This window comes from Klebsiella sp. WOUb02, assembly GCF_050058015.1.
Lineage (GTDB): Bacteria > Pseudomonadota > Gammaproteobacteria > Enterobacterales > Enterobacteriaceae > Klebsiella.
The window spans coordinates 2,643,934-2,665,351 of sequence record NZ_CP170110.1 but is presented as its reverse complement, the minus strand read 5'-3'; the positions used below and the strand labels follow the sequence as shown (position 1 = coordinate 2,665,351).

At 55.5% G+C, this 21,418-nt stretch carries 18 protein-coding genes, 1 tRNA gene and 1 pseudogene; 10 read left to right on the top strand and 10 right to left on the bottom strand.

Going from position 1 to position 21,418, the window contains the following annotated elements:
• The first annotated feature begins 77 nt into the window (after nucleotides 1–77).
• The 3 genes from ABOC21_RS19855 to ABOC21_RS19845 all read left to right on the top strand — a co-directional run bounded on the left by ABOC21_RS19855 (nucleotide 78) and on the right by ABOC21_RS19845 (nucleotide 3,021).
• Nucleotides 78–1,265: an MFS transporter gene (locus ABOC21_RS19855; RefSeq protein ID WP_426813001.1), complete on the top strand. Its 1,188-nt coding sequence runs from the start codon at nucleotides 78–80 to the stop codon at nucleotides 1,263–1,265.
• A 103-nt stretch (nucleotides 1,266–1,368) separates the two neighbouring features.
• Nucleotides 1,369–2,166 (top strand): endonuclease/exonuclease/phosphatase family protein, encoded by a 798-nt coding sequence (locus ABOC21_RS19850; protein ID WP_426813000.1) that lies wholly within the window; start codon nucleotides 1,369–1,371, stop codon nucleotides 2,164–2,166.
• 84 nt (nucleotides 2,167–2,250) lie between these two features.
• On the top strand, nucleotides 2,251–3,021 hold the full coding sequence (locus ABOC21_RS19845) for a class I SAM-dependent methyltransferase (RefSeq protein WP_426812999.1): 771 nt from the start codon (nucleotides 2,251–2,253) through the stop codon (nucleotides 3,019–3,021).
• Between the two features lie 41 nt (nucleotides 3,022–3,062).
• Here the strand turns inward: ABOC21_RS19845 and mltD are convergent, their stop codons facing one another.
• The gene (gene mltD, locus ABOC21_RS19840; RefSeq protein WP_426812998.1) at nucleotides 3,063–4,430 is read right to left on the bottom strand and encodes a murein transglycosylase D; all 1,368 of its coding nucleotides are present in this window, start codon (nucleotides 4,428–4,430) and stop codon (nucleotides 3,063–3,065) included.
• A gap of 71 nt (nucleotides 4,431–4,501) precedes the next feature.
• Nucleotides 4,502–5,257 (bottom strand): hydroxyacylglutathione hydrolase, encoded by a 756-nt coding sequence (gloB, locus tag ABOC21_RS19835; protein ID WP_426812997.1) that lies wholly within the window; start codon nucleotides 5,255–5,257, stop codon nucleotides 4,502–4,504.
• 33 nt (nucleotides 5,258–5,290) lie between these two features.
• On the opposite strand from gloB, the gene ABOC21_RS19830 reads away from it, so the two are divergent.
• Nucleotides 5,291–6,013 carry a class I SAM-dependent methyltransferase gene (locus ABOC21_RS19830; protein WP_426812996.1) on the top strand — a complete coding sequence of 241 codons (723 nt, stop codon included), beginning with the start codon at nucleotides 5,291–5,293 and terminating at the stop codon, nucleotides 6,011–6,013.
• Here the strand turns inward: ABOC21_RS19830 and rnhA are convergent.
• Nucleotides 6,010–6,477: a ribonuclease HI gene (rnhA, locus tag ABOC21_RS19825; protein WP_426812995.1), complete on the bottom strand. Its 468-nt coding sequence runs from the start codon at nucleotides 6,475–6,477 to the stop codon at nucleotides 6,010–6,012. The genes ABOC21_RS19830 and rnhA overlap by 4 nt on opposite strands.
• Before the next feature lie 123 nt (nucleotides 6,478–6,600).
• Between rnhA and tnpA the strand changes: the two genes are divergently transcribed.
• The 3 genes from tnpA to ABOC21_RS19810 all read left to right on the top strand — a co-directional run bounded on the left by tnpA (nucleotide 6,601) and on the right by ABOC21_RS19810 (nucleotide 8,098).
• Nucleotides 6,601–7,029, top strand: coding sequence for an IS200/IS605 family transposase (gene tnpA, locus ABOC21_RS19820; RefSeq protein WP_426812394.1), 429 nt, complete (start codon nucleotides 6,601–6,603; stop codon nucleotides 7,027–7,029).
• A 126-nt stretch (nucleotides 7,030–7,155) separates the two neighbouring features.
• Nucleotides 7,156–7,887, top strand: coding sequence for a DNA polymerase III subunit epsilon (gene dnaQ / locus ABOC21_RS19815; protein ID WP_426812994.1), 732 nt, complete (start codon nucleotides 7,156–7,158; stop codon nucleotides 7,885–7,887).
• A gap of 134 nt (nucleotides 7,888–8,021) precedes the next feature.
• Nucleotides 8,022–8,098, top strand: a tRNA-Asp gene (locus ABOC21_RS19810).
• Between the two features lie 276 nt (nucleotides 8,099–8,374).
• Here the strand turns inward: ABOC21_RS19810 and ABOC21_RS19805 are convergent.
• From ABOC21_RS19805 to fadE, 6 genes are all read right to left on the bottom strand, one after another.
• Nucleotides 8,375–9,145, bottom strand: coding sequence for an amidohydrolase (locus ABOC21_RS19805; protein WP_426815543.1), 771 nt, complete (start codon nucleotides 9,143–9,145; stop codon nucleotides 8,375–8,377).
• Between the two features lie 274 nt (nucleotides 9,146–9,419).
• Complete coding sequence (locus ABOC21_RS19800) at nucleotides 9,420–10,769, bottom strand: gluconate:H+ symporter (RefSeq protein WP_426812993.1); 1,350 nt, start codon at nucleotides 10,767–10,769, stop codon at nucleotides 9,420–9,422.
• Between the two features lie 44 nt (nucleotides 10,770–10,813).
• Nucleotides 10,814–12,781, bottom strand: coding sequence for a YjhG/YagF family D-xylonate dehydratase (locus ABOC21_RS19795; RefSeq protein ID WP_426812992.1), 1,968 nt, complete (start codon nucleotides 12,779–12,781; stop codon nucleotides 10,814–10,816).
• A gap of 11 nt (nucleotides 12,782–12,792) precedes the next feature.
• Nucleotides 12,793–13,698: a dihydrodipicolinate synthase family protein gene (locus ABOC21_RS19790; protein ID WP_426812991.1), complete on the bottom strand. Its 906-nt coding sequence runs from the start codon at nucleotides 13,696–13,698 to the stop codon at nucleotides 12,793–12,795.
• Nucleotides 13,699–13,702: 4 nt separating this feature from the next.
• Nucleotides 13,703–14,491 (bottom strand): IclR family transcriptional regulator, encoded by a 789-nt coding sequence (locus tag ABOC21_RS19785; protein ID WP_426812990.1) that lies wholly within the window; start codon nucleotides 14,489–14,491, stop codon nucleotides 13,703–13,705.
• Nucleotides 14,492–14,766: 275 nt separating this feature from the next.
• The gene (fadE, locus tag ABOC21_RS19780) at nucleotides 14,767–17,211 is read right to left on the bottom strand and encodes an acyl-CoA dehydrogenase FadE (RefSeq protein WP_426812989.1); all 2,445 of its coding nucleotides are present in this window, start codon (nucleotides 17,209–17,211) and stop codon (nucleotides 14,767–14,769) included.
• A 238-nt stretch (nucleotides 17,212–17,449) separates the two neighbouring features.
• Between fadE and lpcA the strand changes: the two genes are divergently transcribed.
• Entirely contained in the window at nucleotides 17,450–18,031 is a 582-nt protein-coding gene (lpcA, locus tag ABOC21_RS19775) for a D-sedoheptulose 7-phosphate isomerase (RefSeq protein ID WP_132728182.1), read from the top strand.
• A gap of 150 nt (nucleotides 18,032–18,181) precedes the next feature.
• On the top strand, nucleotides 18,182–18,949 hold the full coding sequence (locus ABOC21_RS19770; RefSeq protein ID WP_426812988.1) for a class II glutamine amidotransferase: 768 nt from the start codon (nucleotides 18,182–18,184) through the stop codon (nucleotides 18,947–18,949).
• Here the strand turns inward: ABOC21_RS19770 and dpaA are convergent.
• Nucleotides 18,920–19,660: a peptidoglycan meso-diaminopimelic acid protein amidase gene (gene dpaA, locus ABOC21_RS19765; protein ID WP_426812987.1), complete on the bottom strand. Its 741-nt coding sequence runs from the start codon at nucleotides 19,658–19,660 to the stop codon at nucleotides 18,920–18,922. The genes ABOC21_RS19770 and dpaA overlap by 30 nt on opposite strands.
• 413 nt (nucleotides 19,661–20,073) lie before the next feature.
• Between dpaA and ABOC21_RS19760 the strand changes: the two are divergent.
• Nucleotides 20,074–21,418, top strand: a pseudogene (locus ABOC21_RS19760) (Na(+)-translocating NADH-quinone reductase subunit A).

The window sequence follows — 21,418 nt, the reverse complement described above, 5'->3', positions numbered from 1 at the left end:
AGACTTTGATAGTTTTTGTTATTTAAGCATCCTTGCATACTACGTGTCATCTTAATCCTGATGATACGGAGTAAATTATGCCACTGGCGCTACTTGCCTTAACTATCGGTGCCTTTGCGATTGGTACCACCGAGTTTGTGATCGTCGGCCTGGTGCCGACGATCGCCGAACAGTTGGCCATCTCACTGCCTTCAGCGGGTCTGTTGGTTTCTATCTACGCGCTGGGCGTGGCGATCGGCGCCCCGGTGCTGACGGCGCTGACCGGCCGCATGCCGCGCAAACAGCTGCTGCTGGCGCTGATGGTGCTGTTCACTGCCGGCAACCTGCTCGCCTGGCAGGCGCCGGGTTATGAAACGCTAATTTTCGCCCGCCTGCTTACCGGTCTGGCGCACGGCGTGTTCTTCTCGATTGGTTCTACCATTGCAACCAGCCTGGTGCCTAAAGAGAAAGCCGCGTCGGCGATTGCCATCATGTTTGGCGGTCTGACCGTGGCGCTGGTCACCGGGGTGCCGATCGGTACCTTTATCGGCCAGCATTTCGGCTGGCGCGAAACCTTCCTTGCGGTTTCCATTCTCGGCGTAATTGCGCTGGTGAGCAGCCTGATTCTGGTGCCGAACAATATTCCGGGACGCGCCAGCGCCAGCCTGCGCGATCAGGTGAAGGTATTAACCCATCCGCGCCTGCTGATCATCTATGCGATTACCGCCCTGGGATACGGCGGCGTCTTCACGGCGTTTACCTTCCTCGCGCCAATGATGCAGGACCTGGCCGGGTTTAGCCCGTCAGCGGTGAGCTGGATTTTACTGGGCTACGGTGTCTCTGTGGCGATCGGTAACGTCTGGGGCGGCAAACTGGCCGACAGACGCGGGGCGGTGCCCGCGCTGAAGATTATCTTTGCCGCGCTGGTCGTGCTGCTGCTGGTATTCCAGCTTACCGCCAGCATCCAGTATGCCGCGCTGGCAACGGTGCTGGTGATGGGGATTTTCGCCTTCGGCAACGTGCCGGGTCTGCAGGTCTATGTTGTACAGAAAGCGGAGCAATATACGCCCGGCGCCGTAGACGTTGCCTCCGGCCTTAACATCGCCGCTTTTAACGTCGGCATTGCGTTGGGCTCTGTGATTGGCGGACAAACCGTAGAGCGCTATGGCCTGGCCGAGACGCCGTGGATTGGCGCGGTGATTGTGTTTGCTGCGCTGCTGCTGGTTGTGCTGAGCGGTCGTCTGGATAAATCTCATCCGGCAAAGGCGCTTTCCGTCGCAGGATAAAGGTTTCTCGCGAATTGCATTGAAAGTGCATACGAAAATCCCTATAACAGAATAACCGGCCGCAGTCAGGCCGGTTTCATGTTATCGAGGTTTGATGCCTAAATTGCGAAAGAATACTTATGCTATGCGCTATGTCGCCGGACAGCCTGTGGAGAGAATTATGCCTCCAGGCTCGTTTGCAGGCATTAGCCATGGATTCCCGGCAGGCGTCCCTTTAAGCAGCGATGAGAAGATCCGCGTGCTGGTGTGGAATATTTTTAAACAGCAGCGGGCCGAGTGGAAGTCAGTGCTGAATAATTTCGGTAAAGACGCCCATCTGGTGCTGTTACAGGAAGCGCAAACGACGCCCGAGCTGGTCAGATTCGCCACGACCAACTATCTGGCCGCCGATCAGGTTCCTGCCTTAGTTCTGCCTCAGCACCCCTCTGGCGTCATGACTCTGGCCTCGACTCATCCGGTCTACTGCTGCCCTCTGCGCGAACGCGAACCCATTTTACGCCTGGCTAAATCGGCGTTGGTGACCGTCTATCCGCTGCCAGATATGCGTTTGCTGATGGTGGTGAACATCCATGCGGTCAACTTCAGCCTGGGGGTTGATGTCTACAGCAAGCAGCTGTTACCTATTGGCGATCAGATAGCTCACCACAGCGGCCCGGTTATTATGGCCGGTGATTTTAATGCCTGGAGCCGACCGCGCATGAATGCGCTTTATCGCTTTGCCCGCGAAATGTCGCTGCGCGAGGTGCGTTTTTCTGACGATCAGCGCCGCCGCGCTTTTGGTCGTCCGCTCGATTTTGTGTTCTACCGGGGGTTAAGCGTACACGATGCCTCCGTACTGGTCACCCGCGCCTCCGATCACAACCCGCTACTAGTCGAATTCAGTCCCGGCAAGCCTGATTAATTAAGGTACGTCAGGCCTGCCATGGGGCGGGCCTGCGCAAGCAAGGTGCTGCCTTTATTATTCAAACAACCGAAGGACAACACAATGACAACACGCTCTCACCATGACAACGTCGAAAAACAGTTTGGCTCACAGGCCAGCGCCTACCTGACCAGCGCCGTACACGCTTCCGGACGCGATCTGCAGCGGCTGGCCGAGCGGCTGGCCGATTTCCCTGCCGCGCGGGTCCTCGATATGGGCTGCGGCGCCGGGCATGCCAGTTTTGCTGCGGCCGGGCAGGTGGCAGAGGTCACGGCATATGATTTATCCAGCCAGATGCTGGACGTTGTGGCTCAGGCTGCTCAGGATAAGGGGTTTGCGAATATAAAGACCCAGCAGGGTTATGCGGAAACCTTGCCCTTTGCGGCGGATAGCTTCGACGTGGTGATTAGCCGCTATTCCGCCCATCACTGGCATGATGTCGGCCAGGCGCTGCGGGAGGTCAAACGCGTTCTTAAGCCGGGCGGGGTGCTGATTATTATGGACGTCATGTCGCCGGGCCATCCGGTTCGCGACGTGTGGCTGCAAACGGTTGAAGCGCTGCGCGATACCTCCCACGTTCGCAACTATTCCAGCGGAGAGTGGCTGGCGCTGACGAACGATGCCGGGCTGATCACGAATAATTTATCGACCGACCGCCTGTCGCTGGAGTTCAGCTCATGGGTGGCGCGCATGCGTACGCCGGAGGCGCTGGTGGCGGCGATTCGTCTCTATCAGGATAGCGCATCGGCAGAGGTAAAAGCCTACTTTGCCTTACAGGAAGACGGCTCCTTTATCAGCGATACCATCATGTTTGAAGCGCATAAAGCGATATAAAAGAAAAAGGCACCGGGAGACGGTGCCTTTTTTAGGCTATATCAGGAGTCTGGCCTGTCGCTATTTTTTACAAACAACGTGAGCTGATCGCCCGGTTTCAGAACATTGGTGCCGCTGTTCCAGCGCATCACATCACGAGTATTCACGCCATGACGTTTTGCGATGCTCGACAGCGAGTCGCCTTTGCGCACGCGATAGGTGATGCTATCGCTGTTGTTCGCAAGACGCGTCGCGCTGCTGCCGGCGCCAACGACCAGGTCCTGGCCCACTTTCAGCCCCGATCCGCGCAGGCTATTCCACTGCTGCAAATCTTTCGTCGATACGCCGAGACGCGAGGCGATCCCGGAAATCGTATCGCCTGAGCGAACCTTATAGCTGCGGCTGGTCAACGGCGCGTTGGCCGCGAGCTGCGTTGGCTGTACGGCTGCGATATCGCCAGAGGCCAGAGACTCACGCAGCTGAGCCGCATGTTTCTGTGGCACCATCACGTACTTTGGCCCGTTCGCACCCAGGGTTGATCCCTTTACTCCGGCGTTGAATGCCTTCAGCTTGCCGACGGGTATTCCTGCCATATCGGCCAGCTGGCTAATATCAACCGGATTATCGAGGCGAACTCGCGCCAGCGCACGGCTTTCGTCTGCCGTCGGCAGCTTCACGCCATAGCGCTTGCTGTTTTTGAGAATATCGCTCAAAGCCAGCATCTTAGGTACGTAAATCCTGGTTTCCTGTGGTAATGAAAGCGACCAAAAATCAGTGGGCTTGCCGCGTGATTTATTCGCTTTCATTGCCTTCAGCACCCGGCCTTCACCGCTGTTATAGGCCGCGACGGTCAACAGCCAGTCGCCGTCAAACATCTTATTCAGACGCTGCATCATATCCAGCGCCGCCGTCGTCGAGGCGACGACGTCACGACGCGCGTCGTAGCTGCGGGTCTGCTTCAGACCATAATTGCGCCCGGTGCTCGGAATGATCTGCCAGATGCCTGCGGCATTGGCGCCAGACGTTGCATGCGGGTTAAAAGCGCTCTCCACTATGGGTAGTAATACCAGTTCCATTGGCATGTTACGTTTCTTAACTTGCCCGGCTATCCAGTACATATACGGCTCTGCCCGTAAAGTTACATCGTGGAGATAGCTCTTATTACGTAAGTACTTCTGTTTCTGTTCGCGAATCCGGGTATTTTCCGGAATTCCCATCTTTAGCTCGTCGCCTATGGAAGTCCACAGATCCTGGTCTTGCGCGTAGAAGGTTCCATCATCTAACCAGCGCGCTTGACTTGTGAACTTACCTGCTTCCCCTTGACCAGCTGCAGAAAGGCTCTGTGCGTGCTGCTGAACGTTGCCATCGTGCTTAGACGACTGGCACCCCACCAGCAGGACAGAGACGAGTAAAATCGCTCGTGCCTTCATGTGTGTGTCAATAGTTGCTTAAAAGACGAGCAAGAATAACGGTGAAGTTAGCGAATGACAAGAGTTAAATGTCAGAAGTCATCTTTCTTCGACCTTAACCAGGCAAATCGCTGTGCAGAGTGTTGCAAATTTGTTTCTTTGGATATTTCTTTAATTAAATCATCGTCATCCGTGCGTAAAAATAAATTTATACGGCGCTCATTTTTCAGAATTACCGGGAGTGTCATTTGTTTTTTTGCACGTAACTCATTAACTTTATGGTAATAATCATTTATAGCCATATCCTGCGGCAGGATACTCCGGGCAAACTTCATATTTGCTAAAGTATACTCGTGGGCACAACATACCAGCGTATCGTCGGGGAGCGCGGCTATTTTCTTAAATGATTGATACATCTGCTCTGCGGTTCCTTCAAAGAGTCTGCCGCAGCCGCCGGAAAACATTGTATCGCCACAAAATAGATAAGGTTCGCTGTAGAAACAGACGTGTCCTAAAGTGTGACCTGGCGTAGAGAAAATAGAAAATTCGTGACCTAAAACAACGACCCGATCGCCGTCGGCAACGAGGTGGGTGGTTCCCTTATCCTGGGTTTCTGCCGGTCCGTAAACCACGATGTCGGGGAATTTTTCGCGCAGTTGTTTTACCCCGCCAACGTGATCGTGGTGGTGGTGCGTAAGAAAAATGGCCTCCGGCTGCCAGCCGCGTTCCGCGATAGCGGTCAATACGGGCGCCGCTTCGCCTGGGTCGACGATCAGGCAGCGGCCGTTATCCGCGCGAAGAACCCAGATGTAGTTGTCCTGAAAGGCGGGAATGCTGATAAGATTCATTTATTACCTCTAAAAGCGTAGCGGAAGGTTGCGATGAAGCCGGCAAGGATATCTCAGATAGTTACAGCGCCAGAGCATTGGGCCAGTATGCCCTGGGGCGAATACTATCGCGAATCGCTGGAGCGGCATATGAAACCGTGGCTGGCCAAGCTCTATGGCTTTCATTTACTTAAGATTGGCAATTTGAGCGCGGAAATCAATACCGAATCCTGCGCTATCTCGCATCAGGTGAACGTCTCGCTGCAGGGAACGCCGGTTCAGGTTAAGGCCGATCCCCTCCATCTGCCGTTTGCCGAAAAGTCGGTTGACGCCTGCCTGCTGGCGCATACCTTACCCTGGTGCAGCGATCCTCATCGCCTGCTGCGCGAGGCCGACAGGGTGCTGATTGATGACGGCTGGATAATTATGACCGGCTTTAACCCGGTGAGCCTGATGGGGCTGCGTAAGCTGATGCCGGTCTTGCGTAAAACGACGCCGTACAGCAGCCGGATGTTTACGCTAACGCGCCAGCTGGACTGGCTGGCGCTGCTCAATTTTGAGGTTCTGCACTACGGCCGCTATCAGGTGCTGCCCTGGTCCCGACACGGCGGTAAGATGCTCAGTACCCATCTGCCGGCGCTGGGCTGTCTGCAGATGATTGTGGCCCGCAAGCGCACGATCCCGTTAACGCTAAATCCGCTGAGGTCGGGAAAAGCGAAGACGCGGCTGCGCCAGGCGGTAGGGGCCACGCGACAGTCGCGAAACGGGCATAATTAACGCTCCGGCTGATAGCCGATATCGTCCTGGGTAGGGTTGGCGGCGGCAGCGCGCGCCAGCTCGTCGCAGCGTTCGTTTTCCGGATGGCCGGCGTGACCTTTAACCCACTCCCACCTGATCCGGTGCTGGCCAAGCGCGATATCCAGGCGCTGCCACAGGTCGACATTTTTGACCGGCTTTTTATCCGCCGTTTTCCAGCCGCGCTTTTTCCAGTTGTGGATCCACTGGGTGATCCCCTGACGCACGTACTGGCTGTCGGTGCTCAGTATGACTTCGCACTGCTCCTTCAGCGCTTCCAGCGCAACGATGGCCGCCATCATCTCCATGCGGTTGTTGGTCGTGAGGTTATAGCCTTCGCTAAAGATTTTTTCCTTGCCACGATAGCGTAAAATAGCGCCGTAGCCGCCGGGTCCTGGATTTCCCAGGCATGAACCGTCGGTGAAAATTTCTACCTGTTTAAGCATCTCTGGTAGACTTCCTGTAATTAAATCCGGTAAACCCCCGGCTTTGCCGGGGGACTCCGAAAGGTTTGACCTTTAAGTCAGTCGCGCGAATCTGAAATCTCCGCCAAGAGATGAGGATTCGTGATGAGAGACTATCAGAGCTTAAGCCATACGAAATGGGACTGTAAATATCACGTGGTTTATATCCCTAAACGCCGGAAGCAGCGGTTATATGGTGCGCTGCGGCATGAGTTGGGAAAAATATTCCACGAGCTTGCGAGCCAGAAGGGCTGTCAGATTCTGGAGGGGCATCTGATGCGCGATCATGTCCACATGTGCATCAGCATACCGCCAAAGTACTCGGTATCGACAGTAGTCGGCTATCTGAAGGGAAAAAGTGCGATAGCGATAGCACGACACTTCGGCAGAGGTAAAAACTTCACCGGTGAAGTTTTCTGGGCTCGAGGTTATTTCGTTTCAACCGTTGGTTTGGATGAAGCCACGGTCAGGGCGTACATACGCAACCAGGAGAGAGAAGACGAACGATACGATCAAATGAAACTGAACGTATAGCAGCCGCCCTGGGCGGCTCATGGTTTGTCGGCGCCTTTGAGGCGCTCACCCTAAAGCCTCCGGCTCTGCCGGAGGATACTTACTGACATCGATAGATAAACGGCAAGTCTGACATAAATGACTGATATGAGCACTGCAATTACGCGACAGATTGTTCTCGATACTGAAACCACCGGTATGAACCAGATCGGCGCGCATTACGAAGGACATAAAATCATCGAGATTGGTGCGGTGGAGGTGATCAACCGCCGTCTTACCGGGAATAACTTCCACGTCTATCTCAAGCCGGACCGGCTGGTGGACCCTGAAGCCTTTGGCGTTCACGGGATTGCCGATGAGTTTTTGATGGACAAGCCGGTGTTTGCTGACGTAGTCGATGAGTTCATGGACTATATCCGCGGGGCGGAGCTGGTCATCCATAACGCATCGTTCGATATCGGCTTTATGGATTATGAGTTTGGCAAGCTAAAGCGCGATATTCCCAAAACCAATACCTTCTGTAAGGTTACCGATAGCCTGGCGCTGGCGCGGAAAATGTTCCCCGGCAAGCGTAACAGCCTCGATGCGCTGTGCTCGCGTTATGAAATAGATAACAGCAAGCGAACGCTGCACGGGGCGCTGCTCGATGCCCAGATTCTTGCCGACGTCTATCTGATGATGACCGGCGGCCAGACGACGCTGGCGTTTTCGACGGAAGGCGAAGGGCAGATGCAGGCAGGAGAGATAGGAATACAGCGCGTTGTCCGGGCTGCCAGCAGGCTGCGCGTCGTTTATGCCTCTGATGACGAGCTGCTAAACCATGAATCGCGGCTCGACCTGGTTCAAAAGAAAGGCGGAAGCTGCCTGTGGCGGAGCTGATACGCCGCAATGCGCTGTAAAAATAGGCGAGTGGGCGATTTTTACAGCAAATGGTTCAAAAGTGAAGAAAAAGCGTTGACGGAGTTAGCGGTAGTCCGTAATATTCGCCTCGTTCCCAAGGGAACAGTGAAAGTGGAGCGGTAGTTCAGTCGGTTAGAATACCTGCCTGTCACGCAGGGGGTCGCGGGTTCGAGTCCCGTCCGTTCCGCCACTATTCAGAAAGCCTGAATCAGCAATGATTCAGGCTTTCGTTGTTTTAGCGACGCCACCTTACTCATTTCATCTATTTCAATCGCCTACGAATATGATGCTGCGTGGCCGCCAGCATGCATGCCCGGACGGTCCACACTCGTTTGTTTCGCTCTTTATCGTTGGCAAAGCCGAATGCCGGTTTATTGACGCCGCAGTCCCCTGAATATGAAGCATCGGTCAATGACGGAGGACTCAGGGCGGAAGCGTTCCCCCCGATGACTAGGGGGAGGGGAGATTAATCCAGGCTAAACGGATCGGCATCCTGCCAGGCGGGGAATTTCTCGCGATATTCGTTGAGCGCGCTGAGCGACAGCTCCGCATCCAGGCGCGTGGCCTGATGAGGCTCCGCCGTTGCCAGAATCTCTCCCTGCGGGCTGATAATGCGGCTATCGCCCCGATAGTGGTGGCCGTTACCGTCGGTACCGACCCGATTGCAGCCGGCAACGTAGGCTTGGTTTTCAATGGCCCGGGCGACCAGCAGCGACTGCCAGTGTAGCGAGCGCGGCGCCGGCCAGTTGGCTACGTACAGCGCTAAATCGTAGTCGTTATGGTTGCGTGACCACACCGGGAAGCGCAGGTCGTAGCAAACCATCGGCAGGATCCGCCAGCCGCGCCACTCGAAAACAACCCGCTCGCTGCCCGCCGTATAGTGATGATGCTCTTCTGCCATGCGGAACAGGTGCCGCTTATCATAAAAGTGGGCTTTACCGCCGGGCTCCACCAGCAGGAAGCGGTTAACCGGGCCGCGTTCGGTTTGTAGCGCAGCGCTACCCGCAATAAGGGCATTGGTCTGCGCCGCTTTCGCCTGCATCCAGTCGATGACCTCTTCCTGCGGCAGCGACTGTTTCGCGGCTTCCATGGCGAAGCCGGTGGTAAACATTTCCGGCAAAACAATCAGGTCACGCCCGCCGATGCCTTCCAGCTGGCGATCGAAATGGCGTAGGTTGGCGGGACCGTCCATCCACACCAGCGGTTGTTGCAATAGCGTAATTTTCAGGCCAGGCACGGTGGTGAACTCCATTATCATTAGGCTGTTATAGTCACTTTAACACCATATCAGTCTCTGGATAGTCAGCGGAATATTTTGTTAAAAAAATGCTAATGCTGGAAACGATTTGTGCGGGAAAGGGGCGCAGGAAGCTGAGAGCCGCAAAGACGGGCCGGTACGGATTTATGCACGCGGCTTTTTTACTTCAGGGGCGGCTATACGGTGGTGCCCCGCAAACCCTGGCCCGCGAGGGGGAGTTTAAGAGGCACTGCGTGAAGCATGGCCGCGTGGCCTAAATCGCCATGCTGGCCAGCAGAATAAAGATCAGGCCGAAAAGGGATAGCATTGTTGACATTAGCGTCCAGGACAGTAGGGTTTCCTTGATGGTCAGGCCGAAGAAATCCTTTATCATCCAGAAGCTTGCGTCATTGACATGGGAGCAAATGCAGGAGCCTGCGCCCGTCGCAAGAGTAATCAAGGCCAGGTTTGTGTTTGGGTGTGCAGACAGCAAAGGGATCACCAGGCCGGCGGTGGAGATGGCGGCAACCGTTGCGGAGCCCAGACAAATCCTCAGAAAGGCCGCCACTCCCCAGGCCATCAGAATGGGGTTGATATCCGTGCCTGCTACCAGCGTCGAGATATACTGGCCGACGCCCGAATCAATCAGCACCTGTTTGAATGCGCCGCCACCGCCGATAATCAATAACAGACCGGCAATGCCTGCAATTGCTTTCCCGCAGGAGTCCATCAGTTCCGGAATCGTTTTTCCTCTCCCGAGACCCATCGCCCAAATGGCGAACAGCAGCGAAATCAGCATCGCGATCGTCGAGTTTCCCAAAAACAGGAACACGGAATAGAGCATACCGGGGTCGCCTGCGTCTTTTGGCCGGACCATTTGCATAATAGTGACCAGAGCCATCAGGATCACCGGCAGCATGGCGGTCAGAAAACTTATCCCAAACCCCGGCATTTCGCTTTCGGTAAAGCTCTTTGTCGCCCCAAGGGAAGCAATGTTGCCTTCTTTGGTAAATGCCTCCGGGATCAGTCGTTGACATACTTTATTTAGCAGCGGGCCACAGAGTATAAAGGTTGGAATGCCCACGATGATGCCATAAATCAGCACGACACCAACATCTGCGCCATATTCTCTGGCGATGACGGTAGGGCCGGGATGCGGCGGCAGAAAACCGTGCGCCACTAACAAACCCGACAGCATCGGTACGCACATATACATCGGTGATATTTTAGCTTCCCTGGCGATGGCGAATAAAATCGGTACCAGCAGAATTAAACCAACTTCGAAAAATAGCGCGATACCGACAATAAATGCCGAAGTTACTACCGCCCAGTCCAGCCTTTTGACACCAAAATAGTTCAGCATGGTCAATGCAATACGCTGAGCACCGCCGGCATCGGATAATAACCGTCCCAGCATTACGCCAAAACCGAATATCAAGCCGATATGACCCAGGGTGCCGCCCAGTCCGGATTCGACAGAAGCGACGACCTTATTCAGGTCCATGCCGCTGGCAATAGCCACGGCCAGCGAGACAATAATTAATGAAACAAAAGTATTGAGTTTTATTTTTATGGTTAAAAGCAGGAGTACAGCGATACCTGCCACAACAATTAATAGTGGCATAACGTCCTCTCATTAATAATGTAATAATGGTTTTAATTATTTCTTCAGGATTTATTCATCTGCTGGTGCAATGCAGCTCTTATTTTATTAACGTCGTAGATGCAGCCGCGCCAGGTTCCGCCGCTCACCGCCTGGAGCATCGCCCAGAGTTGGGTATCATCTGGTAAATCAGGATCGGGCATTAAATCAGGGTGGCTGCTTCTGCCGTTTAATATAACGCTGGCCTCCTCTCGTGAGGGGCGTTCCTGAGCGTTAGCGGGACCCAGGAAATTGACCTCTCCCTGGAGCTGTTTGCAGTCAATTTTAATTTCAATGAGATCCCCGGTGCGTAATTTCCCGATGGCGCCGCCTGCCAGTGCCTCCGGCCCAACGTGGCCAATACAGGCGCCGGTGGAAACGCCGGAGAATCGGGCGTCGGTAATAAGTGAAACATGCTTCCCATAGGATAAATGCTTCAGCGCGCTGGTAACCTGATACGTTTCCTCCATCCCGGTACCGGATGGCCCTACGCCGATAATAACCAGAATATCGCCCGCTTTAATTTTGTCGTGTTTGATATCATAAATGGCGGTTTTTTCCGAGAGGTACACTTTCGCCACGCCCTGATGATAATAAATACCCTCTTCATTAATGACCGAAGGATCGATGGCCGTGGATTTTATGACCGAGCCCTCTGGAGCGATATTTCCGACCGGGAAGGTAATCGTGGAGGTTAACCCGCGTTTTTGCGCCTGCTGCGGAGACATGATGACCTCCTGGGGATCAACCTGCTCCTGACTGAGCAGCAGATTTTTAAATATCTGCCGACGCTCGGAGCGCTCCCACCAGTCGAGATTTTCCCCTAGCGTCTTGCCCGTTACGGTAATGACATCCTCATGCAGAAGACCCAGCTGGCGCAGATGCAGCATCACTTCAGGTACGCCGCCAGCCATAAAGGCCCGTACGGTTGGGTGATAAACCGGGCCATTGGGCAGTACGCTGACCAGGCGCGGCACCTGTTTATTAATGCGTATCCAGTCCTCCACCGTCGGAATATGGCAGCCCGCCTGATGGGCAATCGCCGGGATGTGCAGCAGGAGATTGGTGGAGCCGCCAAATGCCGCATGGACCATCATGGCGTTTTCAATAGCGCGATCGGTGAGGATATCCTTAGTCGTGATGCCCTTCTGGCTCAGCAGCAGCGCGGCCCGCGCTGATGCCCTGGCGATCTCCGTCCAGACTGGTTCGCCCGAAGGCGCCAGCGCAGAATGCGGAATAGCGAGGCCGAGGCCTTCAGCGACGACCTGCGAGGTGCCTGCGGTTCCGAGGAACTGGCAGCCGCCACCCGACGAAGCGCAGGCCTGACAGCCCGCCCGACGAGCGTCCTGCAGCGATAATTCGCCGTTGGCAAAACGCGCGCCGATAGTCTGCACCTTGCCGTTATCTTCGCCATGTAAAGCAGGCAGGGTGGCCCCGCCGGGGATCAATACCGTCGCTTTATCATGCTGCGATGCCAGCGCCATCATGGTGGCGGGCAGCCCTTTATCGCAGGTTGCCACGCCGATCACCGCTTTAACTCCCGGCAGGGAACGGATCAGGCGGCGCATTACCATAGAGGCATCATTGCGATAAGGTAATGAATCGAACATGCCGGTGGTACCCTGCGTGCGTCCGTCGCAGGGATCGGAGACATACACCGCGTAAGGCAGCGCGTGATGGTTTTTGATGACCTCCGCCGCTGCTTTCATCTGGATATCCAGCTCGTAATGTCCCTGATGAAGAGCCAGAGCGACGGGTTTGCCGTCCGGCCCGCGCAGCCCGCCCAGCGTGCTAAGCAGCAGAATACCGTCCTGATTCAGCTCATCCGGCGACCAGCCCATCCCGGCATTCATGGTCATGCCAAAAATATCGCCGCTAGGGCGGTTGATTAGCATATCCGGGGTCAGCGGCAGCTCGCCCTGCGGACCCGGCGCGTGGGTTCTGACGCGGTAGATATCCGGGTTATCGCTAGCAAAAATATCGTCAATGGACATCGAATGCCTCCTCATGATTTTAAAATGCCCTGCGAGACCAGCAGCTCGCGTACCCGCGCCTTTGACTCTTCCGACGCATCCAGAATCGGCGGCAGGCAATAGGTATTTACCGGCAGTCCCACACGCTGCATGGCATATTTGATGAGTGAGACAAACGGTGTTTCCAGGGCGTAAATAGCCGGTAGCTGCAGCAATTTTTTATTGAGCGTCGCCGCTGTCGCGAGATCACCATCTTGCCAGGCGCTAAAAATGCCTACGGACAGTTCCGGCGCGAAGTTTGCGCTGGCGGTAATAGCGCCATCCCCGCCCAGCAGCAGGTTATTGAGTAAATGGTCGTCGAAGCCGCAGAACACGGAGAACTCGGGGCGCACGGCTTTGACGGTGTTGATCATCGCCCGCAGGTGGCCGACGCTGTCGATAGTGTCTTTAATACCGACGATGTTTTCATTTTGCAGCACCAGCCGTTTGACGATATCAGGGGTGAGATCCTGGCCGGTGAGGTCCGGGAAGTTATAAACGATCGCCGGCAGGCGAACGCTGCTGGCGATGCGATGGTAATAGTCGTCCAGATTGCTGGCGGCAACTTTCCAGTAATAGGGGTTAATAATAACGATGCCGTCCGCGCCGCAGGCTTCGGCGTGTTTTGCCAGTTTGACCGCTTCGTCAGTGGAGGGGGAGCCAACGCCAATTAATACCGGAACGCGTCCGTCAACCGCCGTGATTGCCGCTTCGGCGAATTCCATCCTTTGCCCGGCGTTCATCTGACTAAATTCACCGCCGGTTCCAAGATAAAACAAGCCGTCGACGCCTTTCTTAATAAGAAAATCGGCGACTTGCGTTAAGGCCGTTTTATCAATGTTGCCGTCGCCATCGAGCGTCGTGGATACCGGTGGAATAATTCCCCTGAATTTTTTCATTAGATCAATTTCCTTTTCTTAAATATTCATTTTCGTTTCTATAACCTAAACCATGCGAGATCTGATCGGCGCATTGCCTGAGCAGTTCGAGATAACCATCGATCCTCTTTCCCGAATAAACTATCGGGTTTCCCGATAATGAAATTGCATAATTCACGCGATGATACATATCGAAAATAGGCATGCTCAGGCATACCGCTCCGTAGGTTGATTCTTCATTATCTATCGCCCATCCCCTGAGGCGCGTTTTCTGTAGCTCTTCACGAAATAACTTTTTATCGGTGAAGGTATTTTGCGTGTGCTTTTTCAGAATTAAGGCATCGAGAAAATAATCCATCTCTTCTCGCGGCTTCCAGGCCAGCAGCGCCTTACCGAGCGCGGTGATATGCAATTCTAATTTTTTACCGATCCAGCTTTTTTTAGTCGGTACGGAATCCGGGCTCTCGACTTTATCCAGGTAAATGGCGGAGTAACTCTCCATAGCCCCTAAATGGCAGACCAGTCCGCTTTTCAACGAAAGCTCCTGCATCGGGCGCTTCGTCACCTCGAATATGTTTTTCCGGTGCAGCGACTGGCATCCAAGCTCGTAATTTTTTATGCCAAGAGAGTATTGATTACGCTCGCTTTTTATTAAAAATCCGCAATCGACCATGGCATTTAATAAATTCAGCAGGCTACTTTTCGGGTACTGAAATTCTTTTAGCAGCTCCATAAAGCTGGCCGCTCCGACATATGCAATGTAGGTCAGAATTTTTTCTGCCCGGATTAATGAATTACATCCTTTACCGCCCATAACGGCTCCCGTTTCTCGTTGATATAAAGCCTATCCACTCTGGAAAGCGGAAAATACGCCTTGTTCAGCAGGCTGAACCGAGTTACAGGGGGGAAACGTGATCCACGTAGGTATTTTAATTATTGAGCGGGAATTTGCTGCGCGTGGCGCTGGCCGATAGGCAGCCTATGGCGCTAATGCGGGAAATGATTTGTGCGCAGCCGGAGGGCAAAGCGGGGTAAAAAAAGAGGCGGAGGAAAACCCCCGCCCCGATCGTGATGTGATTAATTTACTCTTCAGGCCGCTTCAATCTTGCGGACTTTCTCCGGCAGCTTTACCGGCCGGGTAGCCAGCTCATCCGGAGCGAAGTCGTCAACGTTGATACTGCGCAAGCGGCTGGTTTCAGCCCGGGTAAGAAGCGTGGCTTCTTCCTCATTGATTAACCCTTTAGCCAGCGCGTTGCGGGCCAGTTCATCAAGGCGCGTGAACGGCAGGTTTTTGCCCAGCTCTTTACAGATACGCTGGTGAATCGGGTCGGCGGCCATAACGTCCAGCAGCGCCTCTTCCAGCAGACCGACCGGGTTGTGCTCGCTCGGGGTCAGGTACAGGCCGCGGCCAATACGCGAACGCGTTGCGCTCGGGATCTGCAGGATTTTGGCGACCTTATGGTCCAGCTTATCGGACGGCGCGTCGTAGTGGCGGCCGGTCGGGAAGATGGCAACGCGCAGGACGCCCGCGACAAAGCGGTTGGGGAAGTTTTTCAGCAGGTCGTCAATGGCCTGCTCGGCCTGATACAGCGCATCCTGAACGCCCCAGTGAACCAGCGGCAGATCGGCTTCGTTACGCCCCTCATCGTCATAGCGTTTCAGCACCGCCGAGGCGAGGTACAGCTGGCTTAAAACGTCGCCCAGTCGCGCGGAAATACGCTCGCGACGCTTCAGGCTGCCGCCAAGCACCGCCATTGAGACGTCGGACAGCAACGCCAGGTTGGCGCTCAGGCGGTTCATATGCTGATAGTAGCGGCGGGTCGCGTCGCGGGTTGGCGTGCTGCTGGTCAGCCCACGGGTCAGGCCCAGCCAGAAGCTGCGGACCTTATTGCTGCCGACGTGACCGATGTGTTTGAACAGCAGCTTGTCGAAAGCGTTAACGTCGTTGTTCTGCGCGGCGGCCATTTCGTCCAGCACGTACGGATGGCAGCGGATTGCGCCCTGGCCGAAGATCATCATGCTGCGGGTCAGGATGTTGGCGCCTTCGACGGTGATGGCGATCGGCGCTCCTTGATAGGCGCGGGCGAGGAAGTTGCTTTCACCCAGCATGATGCCTTTCCCGCCGGTGATATCCATGGCGTCGATGATTGAACGCTGGCCGCGGTGGGTGCAGTGATACTTCACGATAGCTGACAGAACCGCCGGCTTCTCACCGAGCATGATGCCGTAAGTAATCAGCGACGCGGCGGCGTCCATCACGTAGGCGTTACCGGCAATACGCGCCAGCGGCTCTTCGATGCCTTCCATTTTACCGATGGAGATCTTGAACTGGCGGCGGATATGGGCGTAGGCGCCGGTGGCCATCGCCACGGACTTCAGGCCGCCGGTAGCGTTTGACGGCAGGGTGATCCCGCGGCCGACGGACAGGCACTCCACCAGCATCCGCCAGCCCTGGCCGGCCATCGTTGGGCCGCCGATGATGTAGTCGATAGGGACAAAGATATCTTTACCCTGGGTCGGGCCGTTCTGGAACGGTACGTTAAGCGGGAAGTGGCGGCGGCCGATTTCAACCCCAGGCGTCGAGGTCGGGATCAGCGCACAGGTGATGCCCAGCTCCTCTTCTCCCCCCAGCAGGCGGTCAGGGTCGGAGAGTTTAAATGCCAGCCCCAGGACGGTGGCGATTGGCGCCAGGGTAATGTAGCGCTTGTTCCAGGTCAGGCGCATGCCCAGAACCTGCTCGCCCTGCCATTCGCCCATGCACACCACGCCGGTATCCGGAATGGCACCGGCGTCGGAACCCGCTTCCGGGCTGGTCAGCGCAAAGCAGGGGATCTCCTGACCACGCGCGAGGCGCGGCAGATAGTGATTTTTCTGTTCATCGGTACCGTAATGCTGCAGCAACTCGCCCGGGCCTAAAGAGTTGGGTACGCCCACGGTAATCGCCAGGATCCCGGAAACGCCGGACATTTTTTGCAGCACGCGGGACTGAGCGTAGGCGGAGAACTCCAGACCGCCGTACTCTTTCTTAATAATCATCGCAAAGAAGCGATGCTCTTTCAGGTAATCCCACAGCTGTGGAGGCAGGTCGGCCATTTCGTGGGTAATTTCAAAATCGTTCGCCATGCGGCAGGCTTCTTCTACCGGGCCGTCGAGAAACGCCTGCTCTTCGGCGGTCAGGCGCGGCTGCGGATAGTTATGCAGCTTTTGCCAGTCCGGGTTGCCGCGAAACAGATCGCCTTCCCACCAGGTGGTTCCCGCATCGATAGCTTCTTTTTCCGTCCGCGACATCGGCGGCATCACCTTGCGGAACGCGCGGAAAGCGGGCGCGGAAAAAATAGATTTACGCATCGGCGCAAAGTTAAACGGCAGCAGAACGATCGCTAACGGCAGCAGCAGCCAGATATTCCACAGCCCGGCGATGCTAAGCGCGGCGGTCCAGGCGAGCAAAATCACGCTGCTGAGCAGGAGATTGATTCGGTGATAGAAGAGCGCGCCGAGTAAAACAACGGTTGCAACAATACTCAAAATCATCATAACGAAATGCTCCCTGTCTTGTAGGAGGTCTGACCACTTGTGATGATATGGTTGTAGTGGATGTAATTTGTTTTAGCAATGTGTTTACAAAATAATTACAACCTTGCTCACATTGTTGTACGCAAATGCGGCACGTAAAAGCAAAACCTCAGGGGATAACCGCGCCTGCTGCTTCTCGCTTTAGCGGCTATCCGGTACACTGCCAGGGTTATTCCACCAATACTGAAGGATTATCCTCATGTACCAGGATCTTATTCGTAACGAACTGAACGAAGCAGCGGAAACGCTGGCTAACTTTCTGCAGGACGAAGCCAATATTCACGCTATCCAGCGTGCCGCGGTGCTGCTGGCAGATAGCTTTAAGGCGGGCGGTAAAGTCCTCTCCTGCGGTAACGGCGGTTCCCACTGCGATGCGATGCATTTTGCCGAAGAACTGACCGGGCGCTATCGTGAAAACCGTCCGGGCTACCCGGCGATTGCGATTTCAGACGTCAGCCACCTTTCCTGCGTTAGTAATGATTTTGGCTACGAGTACGTTTTCTCCCGCTACGTTGAATCGGTTGGCCGCGCCGGTGACGTGCTGCTGGGGATCTCCACCTCTGGTAATTCAGGTAACGTTATCAAAGCGATCGACGCCGCCCGCGCGCAGGGGATGAAGGTGATCACCCTCACCGGTAAAGACGGCGGTAAAATGGCCGGCTCCGCCGATGTTGAAATCCGCGTGCCGCATTTTGGCTATGCCGACCGTATTCAGGAAATTCACATCAAAGTGATTCATATTCTGATTATGCTGATCGAAAAAGAGATGGTTAAAGCTTAACGGGCCGTTTTGCCGGCTGCGTTGAGCCAGGGCAGCGCTCAATCTCCTGACGTACATCAGGTACGATTCGGTTTTTGCGCGCTGGCCGCGTTCAGGCCGGCTGGCGCAATAACGCCTTTGGTATTTAAGCCGCGTGGTATGAGGTGAGATATGTGCGAACTGCTCGGGATGAGCGCGAATGTGCCAACAGATATTTGCTTTAGCTTTACCGGGCTGGTTCAGCGCGGTGGCGGCACCGGGCCGCATAAAGACGGCTGGGGTATCACCTTCTATGAAGGTAAAGGCTGTCGCACATTTAAAGATCCGCAGCCCAGCTTTCAGTCGCCCATCGCTAAGCTGGTGCAGGATTATCCCATCAAATCCTGCTCGGTCGTCGCCCATATTCGCCAGGCTAACCGCGGCATAGTGGCGCTGGAAAATACCCACCCCTTTACCCGTGAGCTGTGGGGACGCAACTGGACCTACGCGCATAACGGCCAGCTGGAAGGATATGAGTCTCTCGACACCGGGAATCTTCATCCGATCGGCGAAACCGACAGCGAAAAGGCCTTCTGCTGGCTGCTGCATCGCCTGACCGAGCGCTATCCCGGCACCCCTGACTCGATACCTGAAATCTTCGGCTATGTCGCTGAGCTGGCGGGCGAGCTGCGGGAGAAGGGCGTCTTCAACATGCTGCTGTCGGACGGGCGCTACGTGATGGCGTACTGCTCGACGAATTTGTACTGGATTACGCGAAGGGCGCCGTTTGGCGTCGCGACGCTGCTGGATCAGGATGTGGAGATCGACTTTCAACGCGAGACCACACCGAACGATGTGGTCTCCGTTATCGCCACTCAGCCTTTAACCGGCAATGAGACCTGGCATAAAATCATGCCGGGCGAGTGGGCGCTATTTTGCCTGGGGGAGCGTGTAGTTTGACGCCAGCTGCGGCTGAATAAGTTCATGACTCAGCGGCTTGCTGACCACGTAGCGGCCGTCCGCTACCGAGATAACCGGTGGCTTGTGGGTTTGCTGGAAATAGTCGTAGCCTGGCTTCAGCTGTTTCCAGAAGTCCGCGTAGTAGGAGTACTTGTGGCGCTCCATATTGGCGTTGGTCATGCGGAAAGGATAAATGCTGACCTGCACGTTTGGCTGGCCGAACACCAGCGCGCCGGTAACGAACTGGAAGATCTCATCAATCCCGGTATCGGTCATGGCATAGCAGCCGATAGAGACGCAGGCGCCGTGGATCATCAGGTATTTACCTTCATAGCCGTGCGCGCGGTCGTAGGCGTTCGGGAAGCCGATATTAATGGCTTTATAGAAGCGGCTATCCGGTTTTAGCTGATTACGCGTCACGCTGTAGAACCCTTCCGGACTCTTGAAGTCGCCCTGACGCTGCTTCGGCCCCAGCCCGCCGGAGTAGTTGCAGATTCGGTAGCTGTCGAGGAGCTGCCAGGTTTCGCCCATTTTGACGTAAAGATCGAGCGTACGCTCCTCTTTAAAGATCTCAATGTAGACCGGGGAACCCATTAATTGCTGTTTATATTCTTTGCTAACCGGCGTCGTCGAGCTGTTATTGCTGAGAAGCCCAGCAAATGAAACGCACGGCAACAGAAGCATCGCAATAAATAATGCGATTTTGCGCATACTGCTTGTTCCTTGATAAAACTAAAACCACATTGCCAGGACGGCAAGAGAGACCCAAAATCAGAGTTTTCTGGATTTAGAGCGCTCACATTAGCATCACGGCAATTTTTCGCAAGCGCGGCGTCGCGCGTTTACAATTTAGTTGTCCTTTATAACGAATCTGACGGCAAAGCGCAGTGAGAACTTTGCGCAATAGCTCGCATTTTAGAACCGCTTAACGGGGTTTACCTACAGCCGCCGCTCACAAAATGTTACACTTACCCCGCTTAGTGACCAGGGTAAGAAAGGATGCTTCTCTCCCGTCTCGTGAATGAGCAGGGCCTTCGCTTTTCCTTTCTTTCTCTGATATTTCCATCAATGTTGCTGGCCGCGGCCTGATGCCGGGGTTTCGGTTACGGATACCTGCTAACGATATGATTAAAATTAAAAAAGGGCTGGATCTACCCATAGCTGGCATGCCAACACAGCAGACGATTTCTCCGATGGCAGTCAAACGCGTTGCGCTGTTGGGCGAGGAGTACGTCGGGATGCGTCCCGCAATGGCGGTTCAGGAAGGCGACCGGGTGCAGAAAGGCCAGCCGCTGTTCGAAGATAAAAAGAACCCTGGCGTCTATTTTACCGCGCCGGCGAGCGGCGTGATCGGCGCGATTCACCGCGGCGAACGCCGGGTGCTGCAGTCGGTGGTGATTGATGTCGACGGCGATGACGCCGTGCAGTTTCCCCGCTACACGCCGGACGACCTTGCCGGGCTGTCGCGCGAAACCGTCCAGCGTCAGCTGCTGGCGTCCGGCCAGTGGACGGCGCTACGCACCCGACCTTTCAGCAAAACGCCGGCGCCGGGCAGCGTGCCGGCGGCGATCTTCGTCACCGCAATGGATACCAACCCGCTGGCCGCCGATCCTCAGCCCATTATTCTCGCCCGGCGCGAGGCCTTTGACGCCGGTCTTACGCTGCTGACCCGCCTCACCGACGGTAAAATCCACGTCTGCCAGGCCAGCGGCGGCAAGCTGGGCGGCCATCGTTCAGGACAGGTGACCTTCAACCAGTTTGCCGGTCCGCACCCGGCGGGGCTGGCGGGAACCCACATCCACTTCCTCGAACCGGTGAGCCTGACGAAACAGGTCTGGCACCTGAACTATCAGGAGGTTATCGCCATCGGCCGGCTGTTCCTCGACGGGGAACTCTACAGCGAGCGCGTTGTTGCGCTTGGCGGCCCGCAGCTTAAGGCGCCGCGGCTGGTGCAAACCTGCTGCGGCGCCAGCCTGGACGAGCTGCTGGCGGGGGAGCTACGCGAAGGCGAAAACCGGGTCATTTCCGGCTCGGTGCTGAGCGGTTCCCGCGCCTTTGGCCCGCGCGCTTTTCTCGGCCGCTTTCACCTGCAGGTGAGCGTGGTTAAAGAGGGGCGCGACAAAGAGTCTGCTGGGCTGGGTGATGCCGGGGAAAGATAAATTCTCCATCACCCGAACCACCCTGGGGCACTTCCTGAAGCATAAGTTATTCAACTTTTCGACCGATACCCACGGCGGCGAGCGGGCGATGGTGCCGATTGGCAACTACGAAAGAGTGATGCCGCTGGATATTCTCCCCACCTTACTGCTGCGCGATCTGCTGGCGGGCGATAGCGACAGCGCCCAGGCGCTGGGCTGCCTCGAGCTGGATGAGGAAGATCTCGCGCTTTGTACGTACGTGTGTCCCGGCAAGTATGAATATGGCCCGGCGCTGCGCAGCGTGTTAACCCGGATTGAGCAGGAAGGATAG